General features: G+C 46.8%; 23 protein-coding genes and 1 pseudogene. 10 read left to right on the top strand and 14 right to left on the bottom strand.

All coding sequences use genetic code 11. From position 1 onward, the window contains the following. The first annotated feature begins 19 nt into the window (after positions 1–19). The 7 genes from EL173_RS00445 (at position 20) to EL173_RS15025 (ending at position 8,131) form a co-directional block, all read left to right on the top strand. Positions 20–1,513 (top strand): PTS fructose transporter subunit IIC, encoded by a 1,494-nt coding sequence (locus EL173_RS00445; protein WP_005690286.1) that lies wholly within the window; start codon positions 20–22, stop codon positions 1,511–1,513. A 42-nt stretch (positions 1,514–1,555) separates the two neighbouring features. Beyond that, complete coding sequence (locus EL173_RS00450) at positions 1,556–2,014, top strand: PTS sugar transporter subunit IIA (protein ID WP_012807340.1); 459 nt, start codon at positions 1,556–1,558, stop codon at positions 2,012–2,014. Between the two features lie 7 nt (positions 2,015–2,021). Continuing rightward, positions 2,022–4,643, top strand: coding sequence for a glycoside hydrolase family 38 N-terminal domain-containing protein (locus EL173_RS00455; protein ID WP_012807341.1), 2,622 nt, complete (start codon positions 2,022–2,024; stop codon positions 4,641–4,643). Positions 4,644–4,654: 11 nt separating this feature from the next. Further along, positions 4,655–5,446, top strand: coding sequence for a MurR/RpiR family transcriptional regulator (locus tag EL173_RS00460; protein WP_012807342.1), 792 nt, complete (start codon positions 4,655–4,657; stop codon positions 5,444–5,446). A 10-nt stretch (positions 5,447–5,456) separates the two neighbouring features. Continuing rightward, complete coding sequence (locus EL173_RS00465) at positions 5,457–6,827, top strand: glycoside hydrolase family 1 protein (protein WP_019728572.1); 1,371 nt, start codon at positions 5,457–5,459, stop codon at positions 6,825–6,827. Positions 6,828–6,836: 9 nt separating this feature from the next. Further along, a complete protein-coding gene (locus EL173_RS00470) occupies positions 6,837–7,712 on the top strand; it encodes an ROK family protein (RefSeq protein ID WP_005690279.1) in 876 nt (291 codons plus the stop codon). A gap of 245 nt (positions 7,713–7,957) precedes the next feature. Continuing rightward, entirely contained in the window at positions 7,958–8,131 is a 174-nt protein-coding gene (locus EL173_RS15025; RefSeq protein ID WP_005690278.1) for a hypothetical protein, read from the top strand. Positions 8,132–8,356: 225 nt separating this feature from the next. On the opposite strand, the gene trpA is transcribed toward EL173_RS15025, so the two are convergent. The 6 genes from trpA to EL173_RS00500 all read right to left on the bottom strand — a co-directional run bounded on the left by trpA (position 8,357) and on the right by EL173_RS00500 (position 15,183). Further along, positions 8,357–9,166, bottom strand: coding sequence for a tryptophan synthase subunit alpha (trpA, locus tag EL173_RS00475; protein ID WP_005690276.1), 810 nt, complete (start codon positions 9,164–9,166; stop codon positions 8,357–8,359). Then, positions 9,159–10,379, bottom strand: coding sequence for a tryptophan synthase subunit beta (gene trpB, locus EL173_RS00480; protein ID WP_012807345.1), 1,221 nt, complete (start codon positions 10,377–10,379; stop codon positions 9,159–9,161). The genes trpA and trpB overlap by 8 nt, the downstream gene beginning before the upstream one ends. Next, positions 10,363–10,962: a phosphoribosylanthranilate isomerase gene (locus EL173_RS00485; RefSeq protein WP_005690274.1), complete on the bottom strand. Its 600-nt coding sequence runs from the start codon at positions 10,960–10,962 to the stop codon at positions 10,363–10,365. Before EL173_RS00485 ends, trpB begins: the two co-directional genes overlap by 17 nt. Positions 10,963–10,965: 3 nt before the next feature. Next, positions 10,966–11,745, bottom strand: a complete 780-nt coding sequence (gene trpC / locus EL173_RS00490) for an indole-3-glycerol phosphate synthase TrpC (RefSeq protein WP_005690273.1) — start codon at positions 11,743–11,745, stop codon at positions 10,966–10,968. After that, positions 11,742–12,767: an anthranilate phosphoribosyltransferase gene (gene trpD / locus EL173_RS00495; protein ID WP_005690272.1), complete on the bottom strand. Its 1,026-nt coding sequence runs from the start codon at positions 12,765–12,767 to the stop codon at positions 11,742–11,744. The genes trpC and trpD overlap by 4 nt, the downstream gene beginning before the upstream one ends. A gap of 589 nt (positions 12,768–13,356) precedes the next feature. Continuing rightward, entirely contained in the window at positions 13,357–15,183 is a 1,827-nt protein-coding gene (locus tag EL173_RS00500; RefSeq protein ID WP_019728548.1) for an MFS transporter, read from the bottom strand. Positions 15,184–15,340: 157 nt separating this feature from the next. On the opposite strand from EL173_RS00500, the gene EL173_RS00505 reads away from it, so the two are divergent. Continuing rightward, entirely contained in the window at positions 15,341–15,946 is a 606-nt protein-coding gene (locus EL173_RS00505; protein ID WP_005690270.1) for a TetR/AcrR family transcriptional regulator, read from the top strand. Between the two features lie 8 nt (positions 15,947–15,954). Here the strand turns inward: EL173_RS00505 and EL173_RS00510 are convergent, their stop codons facing one another. From EL173_RS00510 to EL173_RS00525, 4 genes are all read right to left on the bottom strand, one after another. Continuing rightward, positions 15,955–16,659 carry a hypothetical protein gene (locus EL173_RS00510; RefSeq protein ID WP_005690269.1) on the bottom strand — a complete coding sequence of 235 codons (705 nt, stop codon included), beginning with the start codon at positions 16,657–16,659 and terminating at the stop codon, positions 15,955–15,957. 311 nt (positions 16,660–16,970) lie between these two features. After that, positions 16,971–18,212: a hypothetical protein gene (locus tag EL173_RS00515; RefSeq protein WP_005690268.1), complete on the bottom strand. Its 1,242-nt coding sequence runs from the start codon at positions 18,210–18,212 to the stop codon at positions 16,971–16,973. Between the two features lie 4 nt (positions 18,213–18,216). Next, positions 18,217–19,131 (bottom strand): hypothetical protein, encoded by a 915-nt coding sequence (locus EL173_RS00520; RefSeq protein ID WP_005690267.1) that lies wholly within the window; start codon positions 19,129–19,131, stop codon positions 18,217–18,219. After that, positions 19,128–19,814 (bottom strand): ATP-binding cassette domain-containing protein, encoded by a 687-nt coding sequence (locus EL173_RS00525; protein ID WP_005690266.1) that lies wholly within the window; start codon positions 19,812–19,814, stop codon positions 19,128–19,130. Before EL173_RS00525 ends, EL173_RS00520 begins: the two co-directional genes overlap by 4 nt. Positions 19,815–20,083: 269 nt before the next feature. Here EL173_RS00525 and EL173_RS00530 point away from each other — a divergent pair, with 269 nt between their 5' ends. Then, positions 20,084–20,965, top strand: coding sequence for a helix-turn-helix domain-containing protein (locus EL173_RS00530; RefSeq protein ID WP_005690265.1), 882 nt, complete (start codon positions 20,084–20,086; stop codon positions 20,963–20,965). A 248-nt stretch (positions 20,966–21,213) separates the two neighbouring features. On the opposite strand, the pseudogene EL173_RS15240 reads toward EL173_RS00530, so the two are convergent. Continuing rightward, positions 21,214–21,444, bottom strand: a pseudogene (locus EL173_RS15240) (AbrB family transcriptional regulator). Between the two features lie 139 nt (positions 21,445–21,583). Between EL173_RS15240 and EL173_RS00540 the strand changes: the two are divergent. Next, positions 21,584–22,174 carry a dTDP-4-dehydrorhamnose 3,5-epimerase family protein gene (locus EL173_RS00540; protein ID WP_005690264.1) on the top strand — a complete coding sequence of 197 codons (591 nt, stop codon included), beginning with the start codon at positions 21,584–21,586 and terminating at the stop codon, positions 22,172–22,174. A gap of 139 nt (positions 22,175–22,313) precedes the next feature. Here the strand turns inward: EL173_RS00540 and dapB are convergent, their stop codons facing one another. From dapB to EL173_RS00565, 3 genes are all read right to left on the bottom strand, one after another. Continuing rightward, on the bottom strand, positions 22,314–23,081 hold the full coding sequence (dapB, locus tag EL173_RS00545) for a 4-hydroxy-tetrahydrodipicolinate reductase (protein WP_005690262.1): 768 nt from the start codon (positions 23,079–23,081) through the stop codon (positions 22,314–22,316). Next, the gene (gene dapA / locus EL173_RS00550; RefSeq protein ID WP_005690261.1) at positions 23,078–23,983 is read right to left on the bottom strand and encodes a 4-hydroxy-tetrahydrodipicolinate synthase; all 906 of its coding nucleotides are present in this window, start codon (positions 23,981–23,983) and stop codon (positions 23,078–23,080) included. Before dapA ends, dapB begins: the two co-directional genes overlap by 4 nt. Positions 23,984–24,307: 324 nt before the next feature. Next, a complete protein-coding gene (locus EL173_RS00565; RefSeq protein ID WP_005690257.1) occupies positions 24,308–25,459 on the bottom strand; it encodes an N-acetyldiaminopimelate deacetylase in 1,152 nt (383 codons plus the stop codon). Positions 25,460–25,461: the final 2 nt, after the last annotated feature.

Consider the following 25,461-nt stretch of genomic DNA (forward strand, 5'->3'; position numbering starts at 1 on the left):
AGATAAGGGGTCCAGCAATATGGAGAAGAAGATTGTTGCCGTGACGGCTTGTGCAGCGGGGATTGCGCATACGTATATGGCTGCGGAATCACTGGAGCAAGCGGCGAAGAAAATGGGCTATGAGATCAAAGTCGAAACCAATGGGGCAATCGGTGCTGAGAACGTGTTGACGAAGCAAGATATTGAGCAGGCAGACATGGTCATTGTCGCCTCGGATATTAAAATTGATCCGATTCGCTTTACCGGTAAGCGGCTTTTCGTTACCAAATCAAACCAAGCGATTGAAGATTCGGAGGCATTGATCAATCAGGCGTTTGAAGAAGCCAAAATTTTTGGAAAAAAAGGTGCGAAGGTTGGCAAGATTCAGGTAGGTAACGATAAAGATAAGGTCAACTTTTTCACGCATATTATGAGCGGCATTTCATACATGGTGCCCATGGTGATTGCAGCCGGGTTGCTTTTGACGATTGCTAATCTGTACGCCTTTCAAAGAGACGATTTAGGCCGAATTGTTAAGTGGGGCTTTGACAATAAAACGCAAATGGGATTCTTGATGGCCAAGTTGTTCTATGTGGGGCAAATCGGCTTTAAGTTGATGATTCCGTTGTTTGCCGGGTTTGTCGCGAATTCTATTGCTGACAAACCAGCGATTGCCCCGGCGATGATTGGCGCTTATTTGGTCAATGATCCCGAGTTTCTGAATACGAAGGCGGGCGGCGGTTTTATTGGCGCCATCATTGTTGCCTTTATTGTAGGTTACATGGTGAAGGGCTTGAAAAAAGTGAAATGGCCAAAACTGCTGGTGCCGATTGTGCCAATCATGATCATTCCGTTTATCGCCACCGCGGTCATTATGTTGATTGTTCTTTATGTCATCGGGAACCCGATCGCGGTTGGCATGGATGCGATGTATAAAGGTTTGACGGATCTCAATAACAACTATTCCGGAGCGCCGATTTTGATTGGCGCTATCTGCGGGGCAATGATCGGGTTTGATTTAGGTGGACCGATCAATAAAACGGCTTTGGTCTTTGGAACCGCGATTTTCACGGATACGTTGACCAAGTATGGGATTAACGGGGCCAATTTTGTTCCTGGAACCGCGACCCAAGCAGCAATTTCCGTTGCGCCACTGGGAGTTTGGCTGGCCACCATCTTATTCAAAAAGAAATTCACCAAGGATGAAAAAATCGCCGCCAGTGCTGCTTTTGGGATGGGAATTGTCGGTGTCACTGAAGGCGCAATCCCGTTTGTCGCGGCCGATCCAGTCAGAATGATCTTTTCTAACGTGGTTGGTTCAGCGGTTGCCGGTGGTCTAGTAGCTGCGACAGGGTGTAAATTTTACGGCGGTATCGGCTCGCCACTAGGAACTTTTATTGGTTATATTGAACAGCCGCTACCGTTTATTACCTGGATTTTATGTGTCTGTGCAGGAATCCTGACCGCCGCACTGTTAATCGGCTTCACCCGCAAACAAACAGTGGCAGGGCTCGCTGTTGAACCCGAAAAGTAATGCTAACCGTTGAAACCGACAAATGAACAGGTAGGTAGAAAAGTGAATAAAGAAGTTTTTAATCGTCACCATATTTTATTTGATGAAACAGCAACAACCCAGGAAGAAGCCTTCAAAAGCCTCGCCCAATTTGCTTATAATGCAGGCTTTGTCTCCGATGAAACAGCCTATTTTGAGGGGTTAAAAGCTCGTGAAAAGGAAGCAACCACCGGCTTTAAAGATCATATCGCCATTCCTCATTGCAAAAGCAGCGTCAATAAGAAACCGGGGTTATTCTTAATCAAATTTAAGCAGGCAATTCCGTGGCAAGCATTAGATCAAAAGCCAGTAAAGGTGGCTTTTGGGTTGACCATTCCGGAACAAGGGGCCACCGAACATTTGAAGTTGCTCAGCCTGATAGCCAGAAAGTTGATTGACCCAGACTTTAGAGAAGGAGTCCTGACACAGGATGATCCAGAAAAGCTGACAGCAATCATTGATCAAATCGAATTTAGGGGTTAATGCAGAAGTGAAAAGAAAAGTTCATGTCATCCATCACACCCACTGGGACTTTGAATGGTATTTCACTGCCAACGAGTCACTGGTGCAGCTGGCTTATCATTTGGATGAAGTCATGCAAGCCTTAGAGCAACAGCAAATCAGTTACTATTTGCTGGATGGGCAGATGAGTATTCTTGATGATTATTTAACCAGTTTTCCAGAACAAAAAGAGCGGCTAATGAAGTTAGTCAAAAGCGGCAAACTCGCTATTGGCCCTTGGTATACGCAAACCGATGAATTAATCGTTCGCGGTGAATCGATTGTCAGAAATCTGAACCTGGGCATGACGTTAGCAGAATCATTAGGCGGCTGCATGAATGTTGGCTATTTGCCGGATTCTTTTGGGCAAAGTAAAGACATGCCCAAAATCTACAATGGGGTTGGCATTCAGCAAGCAGTCTTTTGGCGCGGGGTGCCTGACGATGTAACAACGCAGCGTGAATTTTACTGGCAGGCAGAGGATGGTTCCCAAGTCTTAACTGCGAATATCAAAGACGGCTATTTTGTGGGCGTTGGTCTGATTTATTCTGATGATGCGCCTGCCCTCGTCAAAACGATTGCGGCCGGTGCTACGGGTGCGGATTTACTGTTACCGGTCGGCGGCGATCAACGGTACATTGATTTCAATCTGCGCGATCGCATGAACCTGTATCGCCAAGTGCTTCCTGATACAGAGCTAGAAGAAAGCAATTACCCCGGGTTTTTTGAGGCAATTAAAGAAAACGAGCTACCAACAATCACCGGCGAATTTATTTCTAGTGCAGTCTCCAAGATCCATCGTTCCATTTACTCTTCTCGTTACGATCATAAATACTTAAATGATAAAGTGGAACGGCGCATGATTTATCAAGTGGAGCCGCTGATGGTGATGGCAGAAAAATGCGGAATCCCTTATAAGCAAGGTTTGCTAGATCGAATCTGGAAATTGCTGAATAAAAACCACGCACATGACTCTGCCGGCGGGTGTAATAGCGACAAAACGAATCTGATCATCACCGCGCGCTATGTTGAAGCAGATCAGCTTTCTTACTCATTAGTGGATTACCTGACCAGAAAAATTTCCGAATCGCGAGTTCAGGTATCCGAAGGCGAATTGGTGATTTTTAATACCTTGCCGTGGACGACTAAAAAGGTCATAAAATGTGAGGTATCGACTCACTTTGCCGCGATCGCACTTGAAAAAGACGGCGTGACGGTTCCGGTCGAATGTTTACAAACACGCAAAGAATCGAATCGTTCCATTCGCCGAAAAGAAGTGGCGGATGCACCAGCCAACGCTTATTTCGTTCATGAATTATTGATTGAAGCAGAAGTGCCGCCGCTTAGTTTTGTAGCGTATCAAGTGGTTGAAAAAACTCGCATATCCGCTAATAAACTGCTAGCTGAAACCGCGGCTGTTTCAATTGAAAATGAGGCGTATCAGGTGACCTTTGAGGCAGGCGAACTATCCTTAATCGACCGCAAACGCAAAGCCGCTTATCAGAACTTTTTGGCGTTTGAAGATAGCGGGGATGAAGGCGATACCTATGATTATTCGCCGCCTTATGTGGATGATCGGTATCGGCTCAATTTGAATGGTGCTACTTGTCACACGATCCGCAACCAACTAATGGAAAAACTCATTATGACCGGTGAGTGGCAAGTTGCCAAAGACCTAAAGGAACGCCAAGCTAAAAAGCGAACCCAGGCAATCCCTTATGAATTGACGATTGAACTATTAAAAGGCAGTCGCCAGCTTCAATTTCATTTGGAGCTCGACAATCGTGCGTGTGATCACCGGATGCGGGTGTTGATTGAGACACCGAATCAGAATGCCTTTTCATACTCGGACACGCCGTTTGGTACGGTGAAGCGAGCGGTTGAGGATCCTCATATTGACGATTGGCAACAACTGGGCTGGCGGGAAGAACCAACGGCAATTTTCCCAATGCTGACGTATGTAAACAGTCATGATGCGACAACCAGCTGGACAGTTTTTAGCAAAGGGATCAAAGAGTATCAATTCATCGGGGAAAAGTTTCAAACGATAGCCTTGACGCTGTTTCGCTCGGTCGGTTATCTCGGCCGGCCGGATCTGCTAAGACGGCCAGGGGTGGCTTCAGGCAATGAGTTTAAAGCCATTCCGACACCAGATAGTCAGTTGCAAAAGAAAATGCGCTTCAAATTCGCACTGCAGTTAGATCACGATTTTCAGCCAGCAAGCTTGGCAAAAGATTATCTCGACTATGCGATCAGCAACCCGCATTACCAGATCCAAGACCTGAATCGCTTTACCACAACGCTTAAGTATTTTGTCTCGAATCCCTTAGACCATCAAGTGCCAACACCAAAAGGAATGACGCTTGACAGTGAGACGCTGGTTTTCAGCTCATTACGCAAAAGTAACGACGAACCGGGCTTTGATATTCGGGTTTATAATCCGGATCTTAACCGGGAAGTGGACGGCGGCAGTATCAAAGGCTTGCGTAATGTGCGGTATACGTTTGTAGATCTAAGGGGTCATGCTGTCGCTGAAACCCAAGAAGATGATACGATTCTCCTAGGCACCTTTAAACCGGGTGAAATTAAAACGGTCCATATCGTTGAATGAGGAGAAAACGAATGCCAGAAGATATTTTTATTTTAATCGAGTCGTGTCGGTTGAACTTCACTGCTGTGGAACAGGTGATCGCCGACTACCATTTGAGTAAACAACCGGCGATGACCATTGATAAATCATCTGCGCACTTAGCGGTATCAAAAGCTTCTATTACGCGGTTTTGCAAGAAGATCGGTTTGAGTAATTACAAAGAGTTGGTCTTTCTTTACAAGCTGTCTTTAAATCAGGAAACGACTGATTTATCCGTATCCTCAAAAATCACGGCAGCCTATCATTCGCTTGCAACCCGCAGTGACAGTCATTATTCACAAGCAGTCATTGATGCTTTTTGTGAACGGCTGCATCAACATAGAATCATTCATTTTTTTGGTAAAGGCTTCAATTCTTACGCTGGCGCCGATTTCCAGTTCAAGTTTTCCCGAGTCGGCAAGTATGTCCGTGTGATTACTGATGAAAATTCGATTTTGATGTCCGCCAATTTTGCGAACCAAGATGAGTTAATCATGGTGGCTAGTTTACGTGGGGATGACGAAGAGTTGCTGAAAGCGATGAAAATTGCCAAGCAGCGGCAGGTACCGATTCTATTGATTACGTCTAATCGTTATTCACAACTTGTTACCCATGCAGACGTGACGCTTATTGCTGCCAGTTTGACCAAAGAAGAGGCTTTAGGCAATATCTCACCACAAATTCCGATTTTGATTCAGTTGGATATGGTTTATGAGCGCTATATCCATTTATATGCCGATGCCGTTTCTCAATGGTTGGCGTCGGAACAAATTTTACACAAGTAACGGAGGAAGCATGAAGAAATTTCCCGAGAACTTTTTGTGGGGCGCTGCAATGTCGGCACCGCAAACAGAAGGCCAGAGTTTAAATTTCGGAAAATCAGCCACCACCTGGGATTACTGGTTTCAAACCGCACCGGAGAAGTTTCACCAGCAACAAGGACCAGCGATCACATCTGATGTTTACGGCCAGTATTTAAAGGATTGTCAACGCATGCAGGAAATCGGGTTGAATTCAGTCAGAACATCGATTTCCTGGGCCCGTCTCTTGCCAGATGGAAAGACGGTCAACCCACAAGCAGTCGCGTTTTACCGGCAGTATTTTACCGCCATGCGTGATCATGGGGTCGAACCGATCATCAACCTGTTTCATTTTGACATGCCGATGTGGTTGATGGCGCGTGGTGGCTGGGAAAGTCGGGAAGCCATTGCCGCCTTTGCCTTTTACGCCCAGACATCATTTGAGTTGTTCGGTGATCTGGTTAAAAAATGGACGACCTTTAACGAGCCGCTTGTCCATGTGGAATGCGGCTACCTGCATCAGTATCACTACCCAGCAGTAGTCGATTTTAAGCGGGCTGTCCAGGTGGCTTATCATACCTTGCTTGCACATAAAGCAGCAGTCGCGAAGTTTAGAAACGCGCTGCCGTCTGGTGAGATCGGAATCATTTTGAATATTTCACCGACATATCCCAAAAGTGAAGCAACTGCGGACATGTTGGCAGCTAGGCGCTCGGATCTCCTGAACACGCGTAGTTTCCTGGATCCCGCAGTTTTGGGGACCATTCCGGATGAGCTAGTTGCGTTGTTAAGTGAAAATGAATTGCTGCCAGTGACGAAACCCGAAGATCAGGCACTGATTAAAGACCATATCGTGGATTTCATCGGCTTAAATTATTACCAACCGCGCCGAGTTCAGGCACCAACAGCTCCCAAAACGCCTGCGCAAATGCCGGCCGACTTTTATCAGCCGTATGATTGGCCCGCCAAAAAGATCAATCCTCATCGCGGCTGGGAAATCTATCCCAAAGCGCTTTACGATGTCGCCATGATGATGAAAAACGACTATCACAACATGCCATGGTACGTGAGCGAAAATGGTATGGGGGTCGCAAACGAAGAAGCTTTTATGGCGGACAATGGCGAGATTCAAGACGACTATCGCATCGCATTTATGAAAGAACACTTAAACTACTTGCACCAAGGTATTCGCGAAGGCAGCAACTGCTTTGGGTATCATGCTTGGACGTTCGTGGATTGCTGGTCGTGGTTAAATGGCTATAAGAATCGCTATGGGTTTTATCGGCTGGATTTAGCGACAGGCCAACGATCAATGAAGAAAAGTGGCCGCTGGATGGGGCAGGTCAGTGAAAACAATGGATTTTAGAGGTGACCAATGAGTCTAGGGGTATTTGATATAGGCGGAACCACGGTTAAGCACGGCATTTGGGAGCATCAGCAGTTAAGCCCAGTCAACGCTTTTCCAACACCTGTCACATTTGATGAATTACTAAGAAATATGGCCGAAATTATCCGCGATGCCAAGCGCCCGCTAACAGGCATTGCAATCAGTGCACCAGGAGCAGTTGACCAAGAAAAGCGGAAAATACTAGGCATCAGCGCCGTGCCCTACATCCATCAACGGCCGATCTTTGATGAACTCGAACAACATCTCGGCTTGCCGGTGACAATCGAGAATGATGCCAACTGTGCAGGGATAGCCGAAGTAGAACTAGGTGTCGGCAGAGAAGCACAAAATATTGTCTTTGTTGTTCTGGGTACCGGAGTCGGCGGCGCACTTTTTGTTAATCGACAACTGTATAAAGGAAGTCATCTGTTTGGTGGAGAAATCGGCCTGCTGAAAAGTCAGAGTCAGCAAATCTTTAGTCAAACCGGAACCTTGGTCAAAGTCGCACAAGCTTATTCTGAACAAGTCAATCGTACGGTTGATGGAAAAATGCTCTATGAGTTAAGCGAAAATGGGGACACACTTGCAAAATCGGCGTTGGATGAAATGTATCAGACCATAGCAAAAAACCTCTATAATCTTCAAGTTCTATTCGACCCGGAAATGATTGTTTTAGGCGGCGGCATCTCTCGGCGGCCAACATTAGCAGCTGAACTTTCAGGGCGATTATTTGAGCAACTAAAAAAAGAAGGCATTGAGGAAATCATGCCTGTTGTCAAATGCTGCCATTTTCATAATGATGCCAATCTAATTGGGGCGGCGATGAACTTCCAGAAGATTTTCCCTGATCAGCATCGGAGTTAAGTAAGTTTAAATCCGATTGGGTCAAGTTTTATGGCAACTCTTAGCCATCATTATTAAGTGAAGCGTGTTGAATGATTACCTGGAAATCCTATAGACTGAGATTAAGCTCAAAGAGGAGATTGAATGACTCTTACAGTCCTCCTAGGTCTTTCTCCTTTACTTTGCATTCGAGTCGTTATATTATCAGAATGCTTTTATTTACCGATTAATGGGTCCATCTCAATTTATGGCGAGGAGGATGGAACATGACACTGCTTAGAAAAGTTATTTGGGTATTCGTGTTTGTTATTTATGGGGTAGTGCTTTTTTGGGCTTCGTTTTACAGCAACAGTGCTTATTTTTTACCGGTGATCGCCATCCCTGCTATTTTTTCGGGAATATTTTGGCTAATCGAAAATGTTAAGAAAAACAAGAAGTGAGGAATGTTCGTCTTACTGTGCCACTTTGGTTTAGCAAGATGCTTTATTGTCGATTGATATTACGTTCCGCCCTCTTTTGTTGCTTTAACTGAATGCTTAAGAAGCGGTTGCTTAGAACGTAAATCAATAAAAATGAAAAAGATCGCAGTACTCGGTTTGAGAGTATTGCGATCTTTTTGGCCAGTGGCTACTTTACGGATCAAGTCTACTTAAATCAGACAACATTTAAGCATTCCTACTAACGACAGACTCGGTTTGCTTTTGCGTATCAACCGCTGCCCGAATCGCCTTTGTAAACTGCTCAATCGCAGCGGGGGCGTTTTGCGCTTCCTTGGCGACAATGTCCACGATGGCGCTGCCGATAATGACGCCATCCGCAATCGACGCCATGGTTTGGGCTTGTTGCGGGGTATGGATACCGAAGCCGATTGCTGTTGGCACATCAGTGTAGCGTTTGATTTCCGTAACCAACGTTTTTAGACCGGTGAAAAATTCGTCCCGTTCACCGGTGATGCCCACAGAGGAAACCACGTAGATGAAACCAGAAGCACTTTTGGCAATTTTTTCGATCCGGTGGCCAGAAGTCGGTGTGATTAACGGGATAATATCAATGCCATACTTTTCTGCAAACGGCACAATTTCAGCGCGACTTTCGTATGGCAGATCGGGGATCACCAGACCGCTAACCTTTAGCTCGGCGCAACGCTTCAAAAAGGTATCGTAGCCGTACTTAAAGACGATGTTTAAGTAAGTCAGAAACACGATCGGCACTGCGGTTTTCTTCCGCGCTGCTTCAACGATTTCAAAAACGGTTTTGGTGCGCACGTTGGCAGCAAATGCGCGCAGGTCCGCAGCCTGAATCACTGGCCCATCCGCAACCGGGTCAGAAAAGGGGATACCCAATTCGACAATATCCGCGCCGCCATGTGCAAGGGCAACAATGTTTTTGACAGTGGTATCCAAGTCCGGGTCGTCCGCAACGACAAAAGGGATGAAAGCTTTATGATTTTTGAAGATGGCAGCTAAATTACTCATCAACGTCAACTCCTTTGTATTTGGCAATGCTAGCAACATCTTTATCGCCGCGGCCGGATAAGGTGCAGATGATGATTTGGTCCTTGGCCATGGTTGGGGCAATTTTTTCAACGTAAGCAATGGCGTGGCAGCTTTCGATCGCCGCGACAATGCCTTCTTGTCTCGCGATGTATTCAAATGCCTGAACTGCTTCGTCATCGGTGATCCCAACATATTGGGCACGGCCTGCTTCGGCGAGGGCGGCGTGTTCCGGGCCAACGCCGGGGTAGTCAAGACCAGCAGAGATGGAGTAAACCGGATCGATTTGTCCATCTTCGTTTTGCATGAATAAGGATTTCATGCCGTGGAAAATACCGACACTGCCGCGTTCGATCGTAGCAGCGGTTCGCGCCGTATCAACACCTTTGCCAGCGGCTTCAACGCCGACCAGTTGTACAGAAGGCTCATCAATGTATGCGGCAAAACTGCCAATGGCGTTACTGCCGCCGCCGACACAGGCTACGATCATGTCCGGCAGCTGTCCTGCTTTAGCCTGCAGTTGTTGCTTGGATTCAATGGAAATGACGCTTTGAAAATGTTTGACCATCTCCGGAAATGGTGCTGGACCCACGGCTGAACCAAGCACATAAAAGGTGTCATCGCTGCGACTGGCCCATTCCTGAAGGGCAGCGTTGACCGCGTCTTTAAGCACCATCGAGCCGCTGGTGACAGAATGGACTTTGGCGCCGAGCAAGGTCATGCGATAAACATTTAACTTTTGGCGGTCAGTGTCTTCTTTTCCCATGAAAATTTCACATTCCATGCCCATCAAAGCGGCAATCGTTGCGGTGGCAACACCGTGTTGGCCAGCGCCGGTTTCGGCAATTAACCGGATTTTGCCTAGATGCTTGGCGAGTAAGGCTTGTCCGATAACATTGTTGATTTTATGGGCACCAGTATGATTGAGATCCTCACGTTTGAGATAGATCTTGGCCCCGCCTAAGTCTTCGGTCATGTTTTTGGCGTAATACAGTAGCGATGGTCGGTTAGCATAATTGACTAACAAATCGTTGAGTTCGGCTTTGAATTGCGGGTCGTCTTTTAAAGTGTTGAAAGCCGCGGTGATTTTTTCGAGTTCGGTCATTAAGGTTTCCGGGATATACTGGCCGCCAAAGTCGTTGCCATAGCGGCCGGCGCGGTTTGTAGGTTGAGCAGTTTCATTTAGTGTTTTCATAAATGATTTCCTCTTTTGCGTTTTGAGTAAATTGATGAATTTTATGCGCATCTTTGTGACCGGCAGTTTCAACGCCGCTGGACACGTCAACGATAGTAGGGTGGACGACTTGAATGGCACGGGCAACGTTTTCCGGCGTCAGACCACCGGCTAGAATCAGTGGTCGCGTGATGTGTGGAATAGCCGCTAGATTGAGCAGTTGGCCACTACCTTTTCCGCTGTCGACCATGAGATAATCAGCCGGCGAAGTTAAGTCAATTGCCTGGCGTTCAAAGACCTGGATGACTTGCAGGCCAGCGTGTTGCAGCTGCTTAATTTCGGTTGGTGTACTTGTTCGATGCAGCTGCGCAATTTCAATGGCGCCGGCTTGATAAATCGCCAGAATATCGGCGACCGATTCATGAACGAAAACGCCCACTGGTTGAATATCGGGATGGAGTAACTTGCGTAAAGCCACTGCCTGCTCCAGGGTGACGTGATGCCGTCCGGAAGCAAAAACGAACCCGGCGAAATCCGCTTGAGCAGCATTGATGGCTAAAATATCTTCGGGATGCATTAAGCCGCAGATTTTCACTTTTACCATTTTTCAAATCCCCCTGAATGCCGTAATTAATTCCCGCTTGTGCTTGGAGCGCATGAGGGTTTCACCGATTAAGACGGCGTTGAAACCGGCTGCAGCTAACTTTTCGACATCTTGTTGCGTTTGGATCCCGCTTTCGGCGATAACAGGAATCGAGTCAGGAACCATGGCGCGTAGTTTCAGACTGTTTGTAAAATCAACCTGAAAATTTTTCAAATTCCGGTTGTTAGTGCCGATGATTTTTGCGCCTGATTGCAAAGCACGGGTCACTTCTTCGGCGGTGTAGGCTTCAACAATGGCTTGCATGCCGAGATTCTCCGCGAGTTGGCGGAAGGTGCGTAATTGTTGATCAGTTAAGATGGCAACAATGAGTAAAATAATGGACGCACCATTTGCCTTGGCTTCGTAAATCATATAGGGATCAATCGTAAAATCTTTACGCAGTGTGGGCACTGAGACTTGTTGGCTGATCGTCTTTAAATAGCGAAGATGGCCGTTGAAGTAATCAGGTTCAGTGAGGACGGAAATAGCATCGACGCCGGCTTGTTCGTAAGCTTGAGCAATCGCCATATAAGGAAAATCCGCCACGATCGTTCCTTTTGATGGCGAAGCTTTTTTGACCTCGGCGATAACGTGTAAACCAGGCTGCTTTAAGATGGTGAGGAAGTCTGATTTTGTGGTGGGTGGTTGATGGGCAACGATGCGTTTGAGTTCAGTTAAGGATTGGCGTTGTTGGTGGCGAGCAAGGCGGATTTTGGTTGCTGCCACGAGATCATCTAAGATCATGCCACCACATCCTTACGTTTGGCAGAAAAGGCGCGCAGGTGATTTAATTCTTCACGTGCCTTCCCAGCGTCAATCGTTTCCGCAGCGAGAGCGATGCCGTCTTGAATGCTCAGTTCCGGATGAGCCAGATGCAGGGCAGCACCGGCGTTTAGTAAGACAATGTCACGTTGCGGTCCGTGCTTGCCGGCGAGAATATTTTGCGTGATTTGCGCATTTTCTTCAGGCGTGCCACCGACCAGATCGGCGCGCTGACTGCGATTGAAGCCGAATTGTTCCGGCGTCACCGTGTATTGGGTGAGTTGGCCAGCGCTTAGTTCAACCACGGCTGTTTCCGCGGCAGTTGTCATTTCATCAAGGCCGTCACGACCATGAACAACCAGCGCATTGGTGACGCCGAGCTTTTTCAGGACGTTGGCTAACGGCTCAAGCAAAGTTTCATCGTAGACACCAAGCAGTTGGCGCGTTGGGTGAGCCGGATTTGCCAGCGGACCGAGAATGTTGAAAATAGTTCGGAAACCAAGCTGCTTTCTAACGGGAGCGACATACTTCATCAACTTGTGATATTCCTGCGCGAACAGAAAAGCTAAATTGTTTTCCTGCAGGCTTTGATAACTGACAGCCGGCGTTTCGTTGATATCCAAGCCCAAAGCCTCAAGTACATCGGCGGCACCGCTCTTGGATGAAGCCGCGCGATTACCGTGTTTGGCAACAGGCGTTCCAGTCGCCGCAACAACAATGGCGCTGGTGGTAGAAATATTAAAGGTGTTGGCATGATCGCCACCGGTTCCGACAATTTCCAAAACATCCTTGGTTTCCGGAAAAGCGAGTGCGTGCCGCCGCATAGAAGCTGCTGCACCGGCAATTTCATCAATCGTCGGTCGCTTAGCCGTTAGCGCGGTTAGTAGACTGGCAGTTTGCACTTCAGACGCCTCGCCGTTCATAATTTCATCCAAAACAGCTTGGCTTTCTTCAAACGTTAAATCTTCATGGTTGACGACTTTTTCAATAGCTTGTTTGATCATGGCGATCCCTCCAAATTTGGTTGTTATAGCGACTTGGTTGTTGAGAAAAAAGGCTAAGTGAAAATGGCCATCGTTTGATTTCCTTGGTTTGTTTCATTTTTGGGGGACCTCCTTTGATTGTTGAGATGAGTGGTTGTTGCTGACGCGGTGAGGTGCTTCTTCATAACATGCTTGCAGTAGCAAAAAAATCCGTCCATAACTAAGAACTCTAGTTAAGGACGGATTTTCCGCGGTGCCACCTTAGTTTGATCGCTCGAGTCTTCGACAAATAGTCTAACTTAATTGTCTAAAAAGAGTCCGATTGATCACGCTTAGCGAGGGACCAACATCCCTCCGACAACTGACGTATGCCTGACGTTTCCCCGTACTCGCGAACTTTCGGGAGAACCCTCCGTGGTCCATTTAATCATCTGCGTTCGATTGCACTCTCAGCAACGGCAACTCTCTGTGCGCGCACAATGATCTTGATCTCCACATCAACGGTTTTTCATGGACGAAATATTAATGATTGATTTGAATATTAGAGCCTTACCGGAAAAATGTCAAGGATTTTAATTTTCGCTTGGGTGTTAATGGAAACCGTTTTGTTTTAGATGTTCGTGGTACTCGGTTGCCGCCGATCCGTCCAGAGCGATACAGGAGCGAGGCATAAGACAATTAGAGCACCCACAAGATAAGTGTGACTAAACGCGCGTGACAACTGGGTATTTTTACGGCCCGTTATTGCTTGAAAAGTCTTTTGCAGCGTTTGCTTCTGTGCAATTTGTTTGATGCCGTTTAAAAAGATGGTCTGGTTCGTGTTGATGGTCATGGCACCGGTGGCCAGCTTGGTGACACTCACTGACAGGGGTGAGTGGCTTTGTTGCATCATTTTCGTTAAAGCGGTTAACCCAGTTGTGACCTTGATATTAGCGTGGCGTAACGCGGAACTGGTATCATATAGTCGCCTTAGATCAGTTCCTGCCGCGGATTTGGGTAGATTGGTTTTCACTTTTGCTGCTTGAGCAACGGCTTGTTTCATTTTTTGTTGCTGATGAGTTGTCGGCGTGGATGAGCCGGCGAAAACTTTCGCTAATTGCTGGTGGGCCACGCTTTTGACGTAAGGTGAGAGCACTTTTTCCGTTACGATTTGATCGCTGGCATGGTGAATCTGGGTCTTAGCTGTGTCGATATTGGTATCCAGCACCGTTACCAGGACGGCGATGCCTAGGCAGGTGCCGATTTGGCGGGCAGCGTTGACGATTCCGGAGCCGATGCCGCTTTTGTTTTTGGGCAGGTAGCGAACCGAGGCGACCAACGAGACCGAAGCGAAGCCAAAACCCATCCCATTGATGATGAGCAGTACGACGATGAGTGCGGTGGCTGTGTCGGTTTTAATGAGCGAAAGCAGGAAGAGACTGGCTGCCATCACCAGCATACCGGTGAGTGTGACCGGAATCGCGCCGACTTTGGCAAGCAGTCGAGTCGCAAGCGGCATGGCAATCATGATGGTCAGTGAAACCGGGATAATGATCAAAGCAGCGTGTAAGGGACTATCTCCTAAGACGTCTTGCAGAAAATAATTCAGGATTAAGCTTGGTGCAACTAAGGCGAAACCGGTCATGAAGTAAATCACACTGGATGCACTAAGCGTTTTTTCCCGGAAAAGATTAAGCTCCAGTAACGGATGCCGAACCACTTTTTCAGTCATGATGAAGACAATAAGTGCTACTCCACCGCCAATTAAACTGGTCAAAATCAGTGGTGAAGTCCACCCGTATTGGCGACCTTCCAACAGCCCAAACGTGACGCCTCCAAGTGCAGCTGTCAGTAACAGTAACCCCGGAAGATCAATCCGGCCGGCAAGTGATTCATCATACGATTCTTTTGCGCACACAGTAACCAGCAAAAATGCGAGAATGGCTAGCGGAATATTAATCCCAAAAATCCACCGCCAAGAAGCTATTTGTAAAATGATGCCACCAATGGGCGGTCCGCCGGCAGCTGCCAGCGCAGTGACAGCACCGACCAACGCAGCGACCTGATTGATTTTTTCTTTTCCGTAGACTTCGATGCCCATCGGTAACACGATTGGCGTGATGATGGCTCCGCCAAGACCTTGAAAAAAGCGGAATGTAATGAGTACGGGTAGCGAGGGAGCGGTCATGCAGGCGGCAGAGAAGCCTCCAAACAGAGCCAGACCCAGTAACATGATTTTTTTACGACCATAACGATCCGCTATTTTGGAAGCCGTAATCATAAAAACCGACATGGCAAGTGTGTAAATCGTCATGACCCAACTGGTGTTCGCAAGTGAACCGTGAAGCTCGGTCATAATTTTGGGAATCGCAATATTCACAATAGTCGTGTCCAACGTCCCCATAAACATGGCAATCGTCAGGCCAATAAAACAAAGTACTTTAGTCAAGCGCGTCATTGCATCAGATCCTTTCATCTGCTACATTTGTGTACACGTGACACATGTGTGACTTTCGAAAGCACTTTGAGTATACTGGGGCTAAAGATAAGCAACAAGGGTTTGGTGACAAGTGCTACAAATTGGTGGTGTTTGTGTCAGTTAGGAGACGGTGGACATGAATGGAAAACAACGCATGGCGCGCCAATCAAAACAATGGTTAGTGGATGCATTAGTGACGTTGATGAAGGATGAGGCGATTGAAGATATTTCGATTACGGAAATTGTCCAAACGGCGGATTTATCAAGAAGAACTTTTTATCGTGCGTTTAAAACTAAGGATGATTTAATTGATTATCTGTGCCGCCAACTAGCAGATGATTATTTCAAAAGTTTAAAAGCGGCCACCCGCGATCAAACCCCGATTAGTTTTGCCACCACGATGCAAAACTTTTTCACATTTTGGTGGCAACAAAAAGACCTTGTCCGGTTGTTGATTCGACAAGGTCTGTTCGATCGGTTGAATGGCGTCTGGCAACAAAATGCAGTCGCACATTATCGTGACTTTCCGGCGCCGTGGCATCCGCAAGGTACGGATCAAGAGGTCAACTACATCATGGCCTTTGCACTTGGAGGCCTCACCAATATTTTGCGGCTTTGGCTAGTCCAAGCACATCCGGAATCCCCAGAAGAAATCCAGCGGTTTGCACAGGCCAGCTTTGCACAATTAGCGCGGAGTTTGGGTGGTGGTGAAAATAACGAGCCTCATGAAGCGCAAGGGTGATCGTGCGGTTAAAAGAAGAAATTGATAGGTAAAGTTAAATCGGCATTACTAAATACGAGCACGCCGTCAGCAGCTTTTCCCTTAGGTACATCGAGTATGAGATTGATCGTCTTTTCCTCGCTCGTGTTGATAACAGGTAGGTTTGATGGTGTTTCAATGGCAACTTTCTGATTATTCGCGGAGGCGGTGAAGTAACTCGGTGAAAACCTAAGCGGAATGGCGTAATGGTTATTATGGAAAGTTAGCGAGATCCCGGTTTTATTTTCGGGCATGTTTGGCAAGTAGGTGGACTTAATCGTGAATAATAGTTGTTTGTTATGCCCGTAGTAAGCAACTTTGCGACCGATCGCGACGGGCTTGCTAGTCATGGCACTGTGCGCAATAGGATATGTGGATGGAACAGCGATGACTTTTTTACTTGTGCGCTGGCGGGATGTTGTTTTTAAAACTAATTTTGTCGATGTAGCGTGAAGCTTTTTCAGCGTCACAGTTTTCTTTTTTGCTTTACCGCTGGCTAATTGCTGGTTATTCAGGTCTTTTAGCGAGTATTTAGTGTTGGGTTTGACTTGAAAAGTTAACTTAAGAGCGTCATGAACAGTGGTTACTTGCACTTTGGTTGCTTGTGGCGATTGCGTTTGTGCGTGCGCTGCTTGCTGAGGGGCGAAAAGACTGATGCCCAAAAGAATGGCGAATATAGTGACTGCTTTTTTCACAGTGATCCCTCCAAGTGGCGTGGATTTATGGTATGTGGCTAATTATAGTTGAACTTTGACTATGAAGGCCATCTTTTTCTAATCATATCATAAATATTTAGAGGGATTTTCTGTGGCTGATATTTGTCTTCAAAATAACTCAAAAGTGGCCATCGCATTTTTAACAGGTCTGCAATGGCTGCTTATGTGAGTTCTTTTACCAATGGGAGGCAGACGCGATCCACGACTTCAAAACAGTGGAAATTTGCATCACAAGTAGATAGCTATTAAAGAACAATATTTCCTTTGACATCGCTTTTGACAGTGAACCGTCAATAAGATCGTTCGTTTTCAGGAGCATCGGCCTTACTAGATGCCTTAAAGCTAGAGTGATGGCTGAAATTCAGCGAGCCAATTGCCGCTGCTGCTAGCAGACCGAGTAGCCAAACCATGATAACCCGTATGCCTGACGCAAGTTGCATTTCAGGTAACGCCGTAGATTGAGCAATGGTGCCACTTGCAATCTTCCAAACATTGAAGAAACTTAATGGCAACCACGGAATTGGCGGCATTATCAATGCACTGGCTGTGACCAACAAGACGATAGTAGTCGTTATCCATGCATTTTTAGCGATTAGCGCTGTCACAATATTGAACGCTGTCACTAACGCAATTAAAAGCAATAGTAGTGCAATTGAGTGGAAGATGAGTTGGCCGCTGGTAGTAAAGTCCTCGGCAAAACTATTCAAGGTATTCTGATAGGTGACATTTATTACTGGGAATTGTAAACTGCCAAAACCATTTAGGCAACCTGTCACTAGTGTTGTGAGCAGAAGCGGCAGGAGGACAATCTCCACTGTCGTCAAACCGATTGTCAAAAATTGGACAGCGATCTGTGTGCCCCAGCCTTCACCTTGTAGCCTTAACCAATTGGCGTGTGCGCGTTGGTGTGCTAATTCTTTGGCGAAAAGGCCACCTGAGACGATAATGCCGATGAGTAGTAAATAAAACGGAATATTTTGTTGGAATAAATATTGCAGGTAATCAAACCCACGAACATAAAAGGTCGGAAACCACTCGCGGACAAGTTTTGCGGTTTCAGCTGGCATTGTTTGCAGTTCTTGATCAGTAAATAGCAGGCCCTGAGGATAGTAGCTACTAAGTTTGTGCTGAGCAAGAAGTTCATTTTGGTGTTCCGTTCGGTTAACTGCATCCAAATAATCTGGTTTGGCTGAACCATTCAAAACCGCGATTCGATAATTGGCGCCAGCATTATTGTTCGTTGCTGGGCGTTGGCCGCTTAAAACGGGTAATTCCGCAGCAAACCAATGATTATAAGCTGCTGGTGAACGGTTGAGTTGTTGCAGTTCAATCTTCAGAGCGGTTGGTCCGTTAGCTTGGCTTGCACCTTGATGAATGAGTTCCTGACGATATTTCTGGATAAATTCATTTTGTGCTGCTTTTTGTTGGAAATTACCGGTAACGCCAATTCCGGTCAGGATGGCAACGAGTAGCCAAACCCACCAGCGTTGATTGCGTTTGGTCAATTCAAATTTCAAATAATGAAAAAACATCGAATCACCTCCGAACTCGGGCAGCAAGCATACTAAGAAGTTGCCAAGTAAAATAAAGAATGGCAAAGTGTACAATAGACATCATGATATTTTCTTGGAGCAGGGTTTTTAGAGGTTGCGCATGATCAGTGGCCGTATTTTGCCAACTGTGAGTGCCACTGATAAGAGGGCGTCCCCAGAGTTTACTGATGAGTAGACCAAGACCAAGCATTATGAATAGCATCACCAGCCAAGTCATCAGAATAACCAGAAAATTCATGGCTAGCCAGTTCCGATGATTAGGCTGATTTAAAGTGACCCATTTGTGTTGGTTACCCACCCATGACAAAGTCCAAGTTGTTGACAGAATCATTACCATCAGTAAGAGAACGGCCCAATGTTTGATCAAGTGACTAAAGTCGGTTAGGAAAATAGCAGGAAGCGTTGCACTGCCATTGATCTCATATCCTTGATGAGTAGCTACTAATTTCCGGAAAAATATTGCCTGCTGCCGATTGAAAATAAGATCGGCGCTAAAGTCATCTGGGCTAAGCTTCTTTAACAACGCTTCCTGGTGAAAGACTGCTAAGCTGGTTTTCAAATAGTTGCGATTGTCATGACGGCTCAGAAATTGTTCCTGTTGGGTGTATAAACGCGCTAAGTGACGAGCATGGCGCACTTTTAGTTTTGCCTGTGCGACTTGATCCGGGCTGGTTTCATCGGGATGGGTAGCAATATAGCGCCAATTGCCATCAACCCGACTTAATGCGGCTTGTTTCGTTTCTATTTGTACGTTTAATGTTTGATACGTTTGATGTTGCCGGACACGACTCATTAAGAAGAAAGCAACGGCAATGATGACGGCGAGACCAAGCGCCAAGCTCAGGACAAAACTTGCTTTTAAGCGTCGCCATTCAAGAACGAACAGTGCCTGTTTCATCGAGATGTTGCAAAGAGCGCATTATAGCGTGCTTCTGCAGAGTCATTTGGCCCCAGTACTTCTTCATGAATTTGTTGTCCTGTAATGAAGAAATAATGCTGCGTCACTTTCATCAATTCATCCAAGTTATGTGACGAAATCAAGACAGCGACATCTTGGTGCGCAAGGGTAAGAATGACTTCACGGACCAGTTGTAGGCTAGTAGGATCCAACCCATTTAGCGGTTCATCGAGTAAGAGAATGGTAGGCTTAACCACCAAAGCCATCACCAGGAGTAGTCTTTGTTTCATCCCTAAAGAATATTTGCCCACACGTTGGTTTAAGAAATCGGTCGTTTGCAGCTGATCAGCAATGGCAGCAACAGACCGGGGATTCAGCCGATGAACTGCTGTTAAGAAATCTAAATGTTGTTGCCCGGTCAAATAGGGATAAAGAACCGAGTTGTCTTGGAGATAGGCAACTTTTTGAAAAATCAACTGGCTTGTTATCGGTTTGTCCAGCAACTGGATTAAGCCTGATTGCGGTTGTAATAAGCCGGTGAGTAAGTTCAGTAAGGTTGTTTTACCGTAGCCATTTGGGGCGACTAAGCTGTAAACGCCGGGTTGTTTCAGATGCATCGTTGCGTGTTGAAAGATTGTTTTTCCGCGGAATCGAAATGTCAGATCGTGGATAGCCAAAAGCATATAAGTCCCCTCCAAACAAAATGCGTTACATAGCGAGGCTCAAAGTAATGGTATACATACCTTGCAACGTTGATAAGCCGTGACGATAAGTTTGGTGAAAGGTTGCTACCATTTGCAAAAGTGACTGATAACACATGTTTAATTGATGTATGACTATGCTAATATTAACAGCATACATCTCACCAAAAACCCATCAGCAAAGAATATGACAAGAATCATATTTATTTAGTTAACAACAGTTCTAATTTTAGGAGGAGTCGTGATGACTGATGCAGAATGATAACGTTGGGGCTTATTTTCGAGAGATTCGTAAACGACGAGAATTAGGAATCGAACAAGTGCGAGGAAATTTGCATCAATCAACTATTTCGCACTTCGAACGCGATCATGATGACATTACTGTCCGCAATTTACTTCAGATCCTTCAGCCGACTTTTACAACACCTGAAGAGTTTTGTTTACTTATCAATGGTCAGGATGAATCAATTTCCAGTATTCTCAAGAATATATCTGAATATTACGATCAACTTGACATCGCCGGTTTAAGGGCATTTTCAGCCGCATTTGAACAAGCGCACCCTATGACTGCACCTGTTCGCTTGATCTTGTTGATTCTTGAAAGTTGTGTGAAGGAATTGGCAGGTGAAGATCCCCTTTTGTCAGCCGAAGATTGTGATTATGTACAAGATTATTTGTTGCAGCCAGGGAAATGGTTTAGTTTTGAGTATGTTGTTTTTGGTAATCTTGCCTCATCACTACCCGGTGAAGTTAACTTGCGACTTTGGAAGAAGATGTTGACTTCTTTTCGTGAGTTTCACTTGGCCACGTACGATGAACTGCTCGTCAACATTTTGTACAATGTTGCTGCTTCTTTTTTGAGTCAAGACGATTTGTCATCAGCTGCGTATCTCCTGCAGTCGCTGGATTTATCCAAGGTAGATCATTACGTTCTTTATGTTCGTCATCATGTTGCTTTTTTGAAGCTAGTTTTGAGTTATCGGCTAGATCCCCAAAATAAGCAAAATAATGAGAATCTCAAAGTATTCTTATTAGGCACTCGAATAGTTGATGAAGCACTTTTCAAAAAGAATGTTGATGCTTTGAAGGAACTGAATGTTGATGTTCATACAATCCTGCCATCGGAAACGTGAACAATAGGTACTCCTGATGACTAGGAGATAGGTTGCGCAAGTGGTACCAAAAAAGCGCTGACCAGCCTCTCTAGGCCAAGTCAGCGCGTTCTTTTTGTTTACAGGAAATTTTTCCAAACCCACAACCAAATGATCCGCTGCCTGAACGTGCAATATAGTCACAACTGATCAAGCCAGTCAAAATGGTGTAACCACTTATCTTGCGAATAGATAACTCGATTCTAAAAGGGGGTTTTGATTCTCGTTATTCATCCCAGACGTTCCACTAAAATGCCATTATCGTCGATGCTTTCTTCCATCATTGCTTTACGTAAATCGTAGTCGGAATTACTCTCGAAGATACTATGCTTAACGGACAACAGACTGATGACACCATTTTCGGCAATGATAGGCTAATATTCAACATTTCTACCAATATTAAATGACGCGGAAACTGTAATCATAGTTGAATTTCCGTGACGGCGCTTTTTAACAGTCATGTTTATCGTTCTTTCCCATGCCATGACCATCTGTGCAGTTTTTTTGTATCAAGGTGTTAGCCGAATTAAAACATATAGTTGCTCTTGTAAGTAAGAGCGGTTTGCGCTATTAATACATTAAAAAGGGAGTGGATTGCTTATGACATTAGAAGTTGTTCCTTTTTCATCCGCATCATCCGAAATTGATGGGTTGAAGATTATTCATGTGAAGATGGTGACGGATGAGCGCGGAACGGTTCGAGAGCTGTTTCGCCAGAGCCAGCATTCGCAAGTGTTAGTAAACCCTAATATGGCTTGGAAACAGGTCAATTTGACCCGGACTAAGCGCGGGGCTGTTAGAGGGTTGCATGGTGAAGCGATGTCGAAGCTCGTCACGGTTGCCCATGGAGAAGCATTTGGTGCCTATGTGGATACAAGACGGGACAGTCCTACTTTGGGTTCCGTTGTCACGGTTCGTTTAACGCCCGGTGTGCAGGTTTTTGTTCCTCAAGGCGTTTGTAATGGGTTTCAGGCGGTTGCCGATGATACGGAATATCTTTACTTCTTCGACAACGAATGGGAAAAGGGGATGAGCGGTGTGGCACTAACACCTCTGGATCCTGATTTGGGGATTGAGTGGCCGATCGCCATTAAGCCTGATAATTTAGCGCAAATTTCAAAAAAAGATTCCGAGGCGCCTACTTTGAAGGAAGTGCTGAAACAACTGGCAGAGACGCGGCCAAAGGAATAACTAGCAGGGATAGCGACTGCCAACCCGGGTACATAGTTTATCAAGTGACAGGTACAAAATGTGATCCTGAGACGTCTTTTGATAAAACAAAACGCGCTGACCCAGCTTTTTTAAAGGTATGTCAGCGCGTTCTTTTTGTCTACAGGAAATTTTCCAACCCCACAACCAAATGATCCGCTGCCTGAACCTTGCGAATGGCAACGGCGACTCCTTGCATGAAGCTTTGGCGATCGAAGGAGTCTTGGCGGATGGTGAGGGCTTCACCGGGACCGCCGAAGAGGACTTGTTCGTGGGCGATGTAACCTGGTAAGCGGATGGCGTGGACCGGGACGTCATCAATGCGTTGGCCACGGGCGTCGTTGTCGATGGTGGACAAGGGCTTTTGGGTGCGTCCGGCGGCGATTTTGTGCGCAGTGGCGATGGCGGTGCCTGATGGAGCGTCGGCCTTATCCTGATGGTGCATTTCGATGATTTCGGCATCAGGGAAGTAGGCGGCGGCTTCCTGTGCGAACTTCATTAAGAGAACCGCGGAAAGGCCGAAGTTTGGGGCGATTAGACCGCCGAGCTGACGGGCTTGGGCGAGTTCGATTAAGCGGTTTTGATCGGCTTGCGTCATGCCGCTTGTGCCAACGACTGGGTGAATGCCAGCTTTGATCGCAGCTTCAATGTTGGCAGCGACGGCAGTGGGGTTGGTAAAATCAACCCACACATCGGCAATGTCGGGATTGAGCTGATCATAGCTCGTGAGCACTTTTGTATCAGCTGGTAGTCCATATTTTTGGGCATCAGCGGCAGTTGCTTTGGGATCAAAAACGGCACTTAATGCGAAATCTTTTTGTGACTGGACCATTTTGACTGTTTTTTGACCCATGGCACCGCGAAAACCGGCGACAAGAACGTGAATCATGCAAGCACCTCCGCTTCAATTGCTGATAGTTCCGAAACCCCTAATAGATGGGCTAATTCTTGTTGTTGTGCCGCTGTTAATGGCAGTAGCGGTAAACGCGGGCTGCCGACTTTGAATCCCAAAGCATTAAGTGCGGCTTTGGTAGGCGCTGGGGATGGAAAATGGAATAACGCGGCCATTTTCGGTAACAGTTGCCGTTGTAATGCGGCTACAGTGGTGACGTCACCGCGATCAAGCGCACGATACATTTCCCGGATGCTGTGGGCATATAGGTGGGAGGCAACTGAAATAACGCCCATCCCGCCCAGTGTTTTGATCGTCAGCGCTTGAGCATCTTCGCCGGTCCAGACGTTGAAGGCATCATGTTTGGTTCGGTCGATGATATCGCTGAGTGCTGCCAAACTGCCGCACTGCTTGATCCCTTGAATCATGGGGTTTTGTGCCAGCGTTGCCACAGTTTCCGGTAACATGTCCACGCCGGTCCGTCCTGGAATGTTGTAAATAATGATCGGTTTTTGCGCACTTGCCGCAACCGTGGTATAGTGCGCGATCATGCCATTTTGATCCGGTTTGTTGTAATACGGAACCACAACCAAAGTAGCATCAATTCCGGCAATTCCACCGACTTCATGCGTAAAATCAGTGGTTTCGCGGGTGTTGTTAGACCCCGAATTGGCAATCACGAGTGCGCGCCCGTGAACCATGGCCACAAAACGGGTGTAAAGGGTGATCTTTTCATCATGACTCAACGTAGGCCCTTCACCCGTCGTAGCCCCAACCACAAACCCGTCAGTACCTTGATCAATGAGATGATCGACTAACCGTTGCATACTATCATAGTCAATTTCATCGCGGTCGTTAAACGGTGTCACAATCGCGGTGATTAATTCTGCTCTTTGCATTTAAAAACCCCCCTGAGCGCGAGCCGGCGCGGTTAGAAGTCGGAGTGTAAGCGGCCTTAAGCGTGATGGCCCGGTCTTGGCCATTGCGCTTAAGGTCCTTATACGCAGACTTCTGCGCCGGGGAGCGCGTTAAAGTGAGCGCGAGCCGGCACGATTAGAAGTCGGAGTGTAAGCGGCCTTAGCCGTGATGGTCGGGTTTTGACCATTGCGACCCAGGTCCTTACACGCAGACTTCTGCGCCAGCGAACGCATTATGCTGAATCCAACTGGCAAGCCATCACCAAAAAATCCGTGACTGCCCTTGCACACTATCAATCAAGACCCTCAAGCCGCTTCCGCCATCCGATGCGTCAGAAAATGAATGATAGCCGTCACACCTGGCGCTAGAGCTGCTTCATCTGGTAAAAAGTCAGCGGCGTGCAACTGCGAATCCGGATCATTCACGCCTAGCCAAAACATGGTGCCAGGAATTTTGTTTAATAGATAACCAAAGTCCTCACCGGTCATGACTGGATCGGTTGGCACAAAGGTCACGGCTGGGTCGGCTTGCATGAAATCAATGAAATCTTTTGTCAGGTGCGGATTATTTTCGACGGGATAATAACCGCCTTGATTCAAATCAACTTTGACTTCGCAGTTGAAACTAGCCGCGATGCCTTGACCGATATCCCGAATTCGCTGTTGCAAGAAATTAATTTGCTTTTGCGTGAAGCCACGCAAGGTGCCTTCTAGATGGGCGCTGCCGGCAATCACGTTGCGGATGGTTCCGGCGCGCATGAGGCCGAATGTGATCACGGCGCTGTCTGTGGGGCCGACATTGCGAGCGACAACCGTTTGGATTTGGCTGATGAAACTGGCCGCTGCGACGATCATATCGTTAGCATTTTGCGGTAACGCTGCATGGCCGCTTTTACCGATTAAATCAACGTTAATCTCAGTGGTGCCGGCAAAAAGCGTTCCGAGCCGCGTGCTAATCGTACCAGCAGGCAGGTCAGGCCGATCATGCAGGCCATAAAATTCATCAATCTGCCACTCACCGGTGAAAGCGCCCATGTCATAAGCCAGTTTACCGCCATTCTTGCTTTCTTCAGCCGGCTGGAAGAAGAAAATCAGATGATCCTTTGGCTGATGAACGGCAAAATAACTGAGAATGCCAAGTGCCACGGTCATATGCATATCGTGACCACATGCATGCGCAATCCCCAGGTGATGCGAGGCAAACGGCAAACCGGTTGCTTCGGTGACCGGTAACGCATCCATATCGGCGCGATAACCGATCGTGCGTTGCGGATCGGAGCCAGTGACTTTGACTAGAATGGCGGTTGGCAACTTCGGTAAGGTGCGGATGGTGAGAAAAGTCTGCGGAAAACTTTGGATGGTTTTGAGCAGGAAAGCGTGGGTTTCTTTTTCCTGCAGCGCTAATTCCGGGATTTGGTGGAGCTGGCGGCGAATAGCAATGAGTTCGGCTTCCTTCATTA

Origin of the sequence: Lacticaseibacillus rhamnosus, assembly GCF_900636965.1 — a bacterium.
In the GTDB taxonomy this organism is placed as follows: domain Bacteria; phylum Bacillota; class Bacilli; order Lactobacillales; family Lactobacillaceae; genus Lacticaseibacillus; species Lacticaseibacillus rhamnosus.

Bases quoted from the DNA above. Each gene is read 5' to 3' on its own strand.
- EL173_RS00445 (WP_005690286.1), top strand. From the start codon at position 20: ATGGAGAAGAAGATTGTTGCCGTGACGGCTTGTGCAGCGGGGATTGCG.
- EL173_RS00460 (WP_012807342.1), top strand. From the start codon at position 4,655: ATGCCAGAAGATATTTTTATTTTAATCGAGTCGTGTCGGTTGAACTTC.
- EL173_RS00465 (WP_019728572.1), top strand. From the start codon at position 5,457: ATGAAGAAATTTCCCGAGAACTTTTTGTGGGGCGCTGCAATGTCGGCA.
- EL173_RS00470 (WP_005690279.1), top strand. From the start codon at position 6,837: ATGAGTCTAGGGGTATTTGATATAGGCGGAACCACGGTTAAGCACGGC.
- EL173_RS15025 (WP_005690278.1), top strand. From the start codon at position 7,958: ATGACACTGCTTAGAAAAGTTATTTGGGTATTCGTGTTTGTTATTTAT.
- trpA (WP_005690276.1), bottom strand. From the start codon at position 9,166: ATGAGTAATTTAGCTGCCATCTTCAAAAATCATAAAGCTTTCATCCCT.
- trpB (WP_012807345.1), bottom strand. From the start codon at position 10,379: ATGAAAACACTAAATGAAACTGCTCAACCTACAAACCGCGCCGGCCGC.
- EL173_RS00485 (WP_005690274.1), bottom strand. From the start codon at position 10,962: ATGGTAAAAGTGAAAATCTGCGGCTTAATGCATCCCGAAGATATTTTA.
- trpC (WP_005690273.1), bottom strand. From the start codon at position 11,745: ATGATCTTAGATGATCTCGTGGCAGCAACCAAAATCCGCCTTGCTCGC.
- trpD (WP_005690272.1), bottom strand. From the start codon at position 12,767: ATGATCAAACAAGCTATTGAAAAAGTCGTCAACCATGAAGATTTAACG.
- EL173_RS00500 (WP_019728548.1), bottom strand. From the start codon at position 15,183: ATGACGCGCTTGACTAAAGTACTTTGTTTTATTGGCCTGACGATTGCC.
- EL173_RS00505 (WP_005690270.1), top strand. From the start codon at position 15,341: ATGAATGGAAAACAACGCATGGCGCGCCAATCAAAACAATGGTTAGTG.
- EL173_RS00515 (WP_005690268.1), bottom strand. From the start codon at position 18,212: ATGTTTTTTCATTATTTGAAATTTGAATTGACCAAACGCAATCAACGC.
- EL173_RS00520 (WP_005690267.1), bottom strand. From the start codon at position 19,131: ATGAAACAGGCACTGTTCGTTCTTGAATGGCGACGCTTAAAAGCAAGT.
- EL173_RS00525 (WP_005690266.1), bottom strand. From the start codon at position 19,814: ATGCTTTTGGCTATCCACGATCTGACATTTCGATTCCGCGGAAAAACA.
- EL173_RS00530 (WP_005690265.1), top strand. From the start codon at position 20,084: ATGCAGAATGATAACGTTGGGGCTTATTTTCGAGAGATTCGTAAACGA.
- EL173_RS00540 (WP_005690264.1), top strand. From the start codon at position 21,584: ATGACATTAGAAGTTGTTCCTTTTTCATCCGCATCATCCGAAATTGAT.
- dapB (WP_005690262.1), bottom strand. From the start codon at position 23,081: ATGATTCACGTTCTTGTCGCCGGTTTTCGCGGTGCCATGGGTCAAAAA.
- dapA (WP_005690261.1), bottom strand. From the start codon at position 23,983: ATGCAAAGAGCAGAATTAATCACCGCGATTGTGACACCGTTTAACGAC.
- EL173_RS00565 (WP_005690257.1), bottom strand. From the start codon at position 25,459: ATGAAGGAAGCCGAACTCATTGCTATTCGCCGCCAGCTCCACCAAATC.